The 6,690-nt window shown below is 63.2% G+C and carries 7 protein-coding genes; 5 read left to right on the forward strand and 2 right to left on the reverse strand.

The genetic code is table 11. From position 1 onward, the window contains the following. Positions 1-148 (reverse strand): L-rhamnose mutarotase (locus tag ENZ74_RS16875; protein ID WP_127312879.1); only part of this gene is annotated, 148 nt, incomplete at its 3' end. 19 nt (positions 149-167) lie between these two features. Beyond that, entirely contained in the window at positions 168-842 is a 675-nt protein-coding gene (locus tag ENZ74_RS16880; RefSeq protein WP_013528167.1) for a GntR family transcriptional regulator, read from the reverse strand. A 324-nt stretch (positions 843-1,166) separates the two neighbouring features. Between ENZ74_RS16880 and ENZ74_RS16885 the strand changes: the two genes are divergently transcribed. From ENZ74_RS16885 to ENZ74_RS16905, 5 genes are all read left to right on the forward strand, one after another. Beyond that, entirely contained in the window at positions 1,167-2,669 is a 1,503-nt protein-coding gene (locus ENZ74_RS16885) for a sugar ABC transporter ATP-binding protein (protein WP_063169854.1), read from the forward strand. Next, positions 2,666-3,664, forward strand: a complete 999-nt coding sequence (locus ENZ74_RS16890; RefSeq protein ID WP_244506882.1) for an ABC transporter permease — start codon at positions 2,666-2,668, stop codon at positions 3,662-3,664. Before ENZ74_RS16885 ends, ENZ74_RS16890 begins: the two co-directional genes overlap by 4 nt. After that, positions 3,664-4,659 (forward strand): ABC transporter permease, encoded by a 996-nt coding sequence (locus ENZ74_RS16895; RefSeq protein WP_063169855.1) that lies wholly within the window; start codon positions 3,664-3,666, stop codon positions 4,657-4,659. Before ENZ74_RS16890 ends, ENZ74_RS16895 begins: the two co-directional genes overlap by 1 nt. 14 nt (positions 4,660-4,673) lie before the next feature. Beyond that, complete coding sequence (locus tag ENZ74_RS16900) at positions 4,674-5,612, forward strand: sugar ABC transporter substrate-binding protein (RefSeq protein WP_013528163.1); 939 nt, start codon at positions 4,674-4,676, stop codon at positions 5,610-5,612. 241 nt (positions 5,613-5,853) lie between these two features. Next, positions 5,854-6,690, forward strand: an 837-nt coding sequence (locus ENZ74_RS16905; RefSeq protein ID WP_127312880.1) for an LLM class flavin-dependent oxidoreductase, incomplete at its 3' end; no start/stop codon positions are given.

Raw genomic sequence — 6,690 nt, forward strand, 5'->3', positions numbered from 1 at the left:
TCTCCGGTTCGCGCAGGAAGATCGAATAGTTGCGGATGTTGGCGCGGCTGATGACGTCGAGCACTTCGGGCCAGACGGCGGCGTGGACGCGCTTGTAGTCCGCGATCGCCTCGGCTTTCACGCCGATACAAAGTCCCATTCTTTGCATGCTGGTTGCTCGCGGGGCTTCAGCCGAGAAGGTCGGCGGCGACTTCGAGCGTGTTGCGGAACGACGTCTCGAGATGATGTTCCATGGCCCGTGCCGCACCCTCGGCGTCGTGGCGCTTCAGCGCGTCGAAAATGGCCTCGTGCTGCTCGATCGTCTGTTCGCCATAACCCGGTCTTGGGATAGCGAGATAGCGCCCGCGATCCATCTGTGCCTTCGAGATGTCGACGGCTCTCCAGATCATCGGCAGGCCGCAGATCTCGGCTATGGTGCGGTGGAAGACATCGTCGAGTTGTATCGCGGTGGCATATCTGCCGCGGGATATGGCAAGCCGGTGCGCCGCCATGTTGTCTTCCAGCAATTCGCTGGCTGCCGCTGTGAACTTGGCGGCCGCGCGTCGGGCGCTTTCCATCTCCAGTGCCCGCCGGATGACATAGGCTTCTTCCAGGTCGGCCCGGCTGATCGGAGCAACATAGGTGCCGGTCTGCGCCAGGATCTTGACCAGGCCCTCGTCGCTGATGCGCTTGACCGCTTCGCGAACGGGGGTGCGAGACACCCCCAGGGCCTCCGCGATGGCGACCTCGTTGATGACCTCTCCCGGCTTCAACTGCCCGACGACGATCAGGTTGCGGATCTTGTGGTAGATCTGATCGCGGAGCGGAAGAGCCCGATTGAGCGTCGAAGGATCCAGGTCCATTGCAAATCCGTGTCTTCGTTCACCAGAAATGGCCAGATAATACTAGAATGTCAATTGGAACGCATCCAATACAAGCGTGGGGGTCGGTGACGCACGACGTCATGACGACCCGCCGGAATCCAGCTTGCCAGAACTGTTATATTAGTGCAATAGTGAGGATGAACGATGGAAAATTCAGTCCGGGACTGAGGCTTGGATCTTCAACAGCGCAGGCCATTCAAGCTTGTTCGAAGAAGCCCGAACTGCGTTTGCAGCGCTATTATACTAACATATCGAAGGCCGATGTAGCGCACCGGCCGGCCGCCAGGAGGAACCTAGCCAGATATGACCGTCGCCGCCGATTGCGCCTTGGATATGCGAGGCATCAGCAAGAACTTTCCAGGCGTGAAGGCTCTGTCCAACGTCAATTTTGCCGTGAAATTCGGCACCGTTCATGCGGTCGTGGGTGAGAACGGCGCCGGCAAATCGACGCTCATGAAGATCCTCAACGGATCCTACGCGCCCACCAGCGGCACGATCAAAGTCGGTGACGCCGAGGTGCGCATGCGCCGGCCCGCCGACGCCCAGGCGCTCGGCATCCGCATGGTGCACCAGGAAATCAATCTGGTCCCCCACCTGACCGTCGCCGAGAACGTCTATCTCGGCCGCATGCCCGGCAAATGGACCTTTCTGCGCAAGCGCGAGATGGTCAGGGCGGCGGCTGCCGTCCTCGACGAGCTCGGAGCGGCCATTAATCCGCGTGAACGGCTCGGCAACCTTTCTATCAGCCAGCAGCAGCTCGTCGAGATCGCCAAGGCCTATGCGGCGCAGCCGAGGATCATCGTGCTGGACGAGCCGACATCCAGCCTCAGCGAGCATGAGACGGCGGCGCTGTTCCGGATCCTGCGCAAGATGCGCGATGACGGCATCGCCATCGTCTACATCAGCCATCGGCTGAAGGAGGTGCTCGAAATCGCCGATGAGGTGACGGTGCTGCGCGATGGCTCAATGATCGAGACGCGTCCGATCAAGGGCATAAAGGCTGCCGATATGATCAGGCTGATGGTCGGTCGCGAAGTTAGCAATGTCTTCCCGAAAAGTCCGGCCGCGATCGGCAAGTCCGTGTTGCGCGTGGAGCATATCAGCGACGGACAGCGCTTCCGCGATGTCAGCTTCGAAGTGCGCGCCGGCGAGATACTGGGCTTGACCGGCTTGGTGGGCGCTGGCCGCACCGAGGTTGCCCGCGCAATCTTCGGCCTGTCGCGGCTTGTCGAGGGCACGGTCAGCGTCAACGGACGCGAGGTCTCGATCAACTCGCCATCCCAGGCGGTCAGGGCAGGCATTGCCTATGTTCCGGAAGATCGCAAGGGCGATGGCGTCGTGCCTGGAATGTCGGTCCGGGAAAACATCAGCCTGCCCATCCTGCGCCGCCTGACCCGTTTCGGACGCATCAGCCGCAGCGCCGATCGCGCGCTTGCCCGGGATTCGGTCAAGCAGTTTTCGATTTCACCGCCCGACGGCGAACGGCGCATCAGCCTTCTGTCGGGCGGCAACCAGCAGAAGGCGGTCATCGCCAAATGGCTTGCCGCCAAACCTTCGGCCTTGATCCTCGACGAGCCGACGCGGGGCGTCGACGTCGGCGCCAAGGCCGAGATCCACCACATCATCGGCCAACTCGTCGCCGGCGGCATGGCGGTCGTGATGATCTCGTCGGAACTGCCCGAAATCCTCGGAGTCTGCGACCGCGTGGTGGTGATGCGCGATGGCTATGCCTCCGAGCCTCTCTTGCGCAGCGAATTGAGCGAGGAGCGCATCATGGCGCTGGCCACCGGGGAGGAGATGGCTTGAGCGAAGCGGCCATGGAGATCGGTGGCGTGAACCGCAACGACCGCTTTACGCGTGGCAGCAGGCTTGTCGATGTCCTGTCGAAGGCGGGGCTCGCCTTCGCCATCGTCGCCGTGATGCTCTACGGCTCCCTCGTCAGCCCCGCCTTCTTCACGTCAGGCAATTTGCTCAACGTCCTGACCTCGATGTCTATCGTTGGCATCGTCGTCGTCGGCATGACCTTCGTGCTCGTGGTCGGCGGCCTGGCCGACCTGTCGGTGCCGGCCACCATCGCCTGCGGCGCCATCCTGTCGCTCGGGCTGCAGCCGATGATCGGGCCGCTGCCGGCGTTCCTGCTGGCGGTGGGTCTCGCGGGCCTCATAGGCCTGCTCAACGGGGGCCTGGTCGGATATGTCGGCATCAATCCCATCATTGCCACGCTCGGCGTTGGCACGATCGGACTGGGCATCGTCCAGGCGGCTGTCGGCGGGGTCATCGTCTATGGCAGCAATCCCGCCTCAGCCGAATTCGCCAAGGGCCGGCTGTTCGGCATTCCGGTCGTGGTGTTGATCTTCCTGGTCATCGCCCTTGTCGGCCATTTCGTCCTGTCCCGCTCCTTCTGGGGCAGATGGACGCTCGCCACCGGCGGCAATTACAGCGCCGCCGAGGCTAGTGCGGTTCCGGTGCGGGCCGTGAAGGCTGGCGCCTTCGTGATCACCGCACTGGCTTCCGGCATCAGCGGCGGCTTGCTCGGGCTGACGCTGCAGAGCGCGCGGCCGCTCATCGGCGGCGGCTACGAATTCAGCGCCATCACGGCGGTGGTGGTCGGCGGCGTGTCGATCGTCGGCGGCTTCGGATCGGTGCCGCGGGCCATTGCCGGCCTCATCTTCGTGCAACTGCTGACCAACGTCATGGTGCTCGACGGTGTGCGCACGCCAATCCAGGGTTTCGTGCTCGGCATCCTGATCGTCGGTGCCGTCGGCATGGATGCGGCGCTGCGCAAGCGGGGCGTGGCGTGATGCGTTTTCTTTCGCTTGTCTCGCAGCATCGCGTCGTCATCATTCTCGGCCTGACGCTCGTCATTTCCGCGCTGTTGGTCCCCGGCTACCTCTCGGCATCGACGCTCGGCCTCGGTCTCGACCGGGCGGCGACGATCGGCCTGATCGCGGTCGGCCTGACGGTGCTTTTGATATCGGGCCAGATCGACCTCTCCGGTGGCGCCGTGTTTGCCCTGGCCGGCATCGTATCGGTCATCCTGCAGCGAGAGATCGGCATCCTGCCTGCCGCGATCGCCGGCATCCTGGTCGGTACCCTGGCAGGCGCCATCAACGGCATGCTGGTCGTCGGCCTGAAGGTGAATTCGCTCGTGCTGACGCTCGCGACGATGCTGATCTTCCGCTCACTCGCGCACTGGATCACCAACAGCCAGCCGGTGACCGGAACCGACATCATGCTCTCCCTGGCGCTGGCCAAGATCTATCTCGATGTCTTCACCCTCCGCAGCGTGCTGTTCATCGCCCTGATCGTGCTGCTGCATTTCTGGCTGACGCGCACCATACCTGGGCGCAACGTCTTTGCGGTGGGGTCCAACCCGGCGGCTGCCAAGGAAAGCGGTATCGCCTCGGACCGTATCGTCTTTCTCGGCTTTGTCTTTGCCGGCACGCTTGCCGGCCTGGCGGGGGTTCTCCAGAGCCTCGTCACCAACACCGGCTCGCCTGTCTTCGGCTCGGAACTGACGGTCGCCGTCATTGCCGCGGTCGTTGTCGGCGGGACTCGTCTCGAAGGCGGCAAGGGATCCGCGCTCGGCACGCTCGGCGGCGTGCTGACGATCGGCTCGCTGACCATCGCGATGGAGTTCCAGTCCGTTCCCGCATACGTCCAGCAGGTCGTGTCCGGGCTTATCCTGATCCTGCTCGTCGTGCTCGATCGGGCCGTTACCACCAAGGGGAGGGCTCCGGGCACGCGCCCGGCGCTCGTTCGCGACAATCCAATCACTCAAGGAGGAACCACATGATTGGGAGGAAACGCATGATTGGCAAGAAAAGCATGCTTCACGTCGCCGCCATGGCGGCTGTGCTGGCATCGACGGGCTGGGCCAGCGCCAAGACGGTCTGCTACGTGACGGCAGCGGATTCGCATGCCTACGCGACGCCGGCCAACAAGGCGCTTCAGGCGCGCGCTGCGGAACTCGGCATCGAGATCCTGAGCCTCAGCCAGGATTTTGATGTCCAGAAAGGCACCGAGCAGCTCAACACCTGCGTTGCGCGCAAGGTCGATGGCATCATCCTGTGGCCGCTCGACCCGCAGGCATACATACCGGGGCTGGCGCGCGCGCAGCAGGCGAACATTCCGGCGATCCTCATCAATTCGCCGATGAGCGACGATGCCAAGCCGTTCATCAAGTCGTTCACCGGGCCTGATGTCTATGAGGAAGGCAAGCTGGCGGCGGACTCGCTGAGCAAGGCGCTGGGCGGCAAGGGCTCCGTCGTCATCATCGCCGGCCAGGCCGGCAACGGCACCACGATCGGCCGCGTCAGCGGATTTACCGACCGTCTCAAGGAAACCAATGCCGAGATCAACGTGCTCGACACGGTCAACGCCGACTTCGACCAGCAAAAGGCGCTGGTGGTGAGCCGCGATCTGATCACACGCTTCGGCGACCAGATCAGCGGTGTCTACGCCAATGACGACACGATGGCCCGCGGCTTCATCGACGCATGGAAAGAGGCGAACCCCTCCAAGGCCGCACCGCCGATCGTCGGCATCAATGGCCAGAAGGATGCGTTCGAATCGATCCGCACCAATGAGATGTACTCGACCATCGTCCAGTCGCCCGTCGAGGATGGCCGCCTGGCGATCAACACGATGGCCGAGATCATCGAGGGCAAGGAGGTCAAGGACCGGCTGCCGATCCCGCTGACAGTCGTCACCAAGGACAACGTCAACGCGGTCGAACCAGCGTTCTGATGCAGGAAGGCCGGCCCGCTGCACTCGGGTCGGCCTCGCCGCCGATTTCTTGGGGAGAGAAATTCTAATAGCGGCAACGGAATTGGAATAAACTAACTCTACAGAGTTTGTGGAATAAGCAATCTGCACTGGCGATCTGGTTTCCACCCGGACAGGACCACGCCATGCCTACCTTTTTGCGCTCGCCGTCAACCAAAGCAGGCATCTCCGGCCGCCTCCGTCAGGCGACGGGAGACAGGCCATGAGCAAGCACATTCCAGACCGTATCAAGGTGCTCTGGTTTCTGCCGACGCATGGCGACAGCCGCTATCTCGGCACGGCCGAGGGCGGCAGATCGGTCGATCTGCCCTATCTGACGCAAGTGGCGAAGGCGGCCGACACGCTCGGCTACTATGGCGTGCTGTTGCCGACCGGCCGCTCGTGCGAGGATTCCTGGGTGATCGCATCGGCTCTTGTGCCGATGACCGAACGCTTGCGTTTCCTTGTCGCTGTGCGGCCCGGTTTGCAGTCGCCGACGCTGGCCGCGCGCATGACTGCGACGCTGGACCGCATCTCCAATGGCCGCCTGCTGATCAACGTCGTCACCGGCGGCGATCCGCTGGAGAACAAGGGCGACGGCATTTTCCTGTCGCATGCCGAACGCTATGAGGTGACGCAGGAGTTCCTGCGCATATACAAGCGGGTGCTGAGCGGCGAGACGGTCGAGCATGACGGCAAGCATTTCCACATCGAGGACGGAAGGCTGCTGTTTCCGCCGGTGCAGACGCCTTACCCGCCGCTGTATTTCGGCGGTTCGTCCGATGCCGGGTCGACGGTGGCGGCGCAGGAGATCGACAAGTATTTGACCTGGGGCGAGCCGCCCGCCGATGTCGAGCGCAAGCTGGACAGCGTGCGTGAACTGGCGCAGAAGGCCGGCCGCAAGCTCTCTTTCGGCATTAGGCTGCATGTCATCGCCCGCGAAACCACCGAGGAGGCCTGGGCCGCTGCCGACAGGCTGATCAGCCGCCTCGACGACACGACGATCGCCTCGGCCCAAAAAGTCTTTGCGCGCATGGATTCGGTCGGGCAGGCGCGGATA

The sequence above is a fragment of the Mesorhizobium sp. M7A.F.Ca.CA.002.15.2.1 genome, assembly GCF_003998715.1.
GTDB lineage: Bacteria > Pseudomonadota > Alphaproteobacteria > Rhizobiales > Rhizobiaceae > Mesorhizobium > Mesorhizobium ciceri.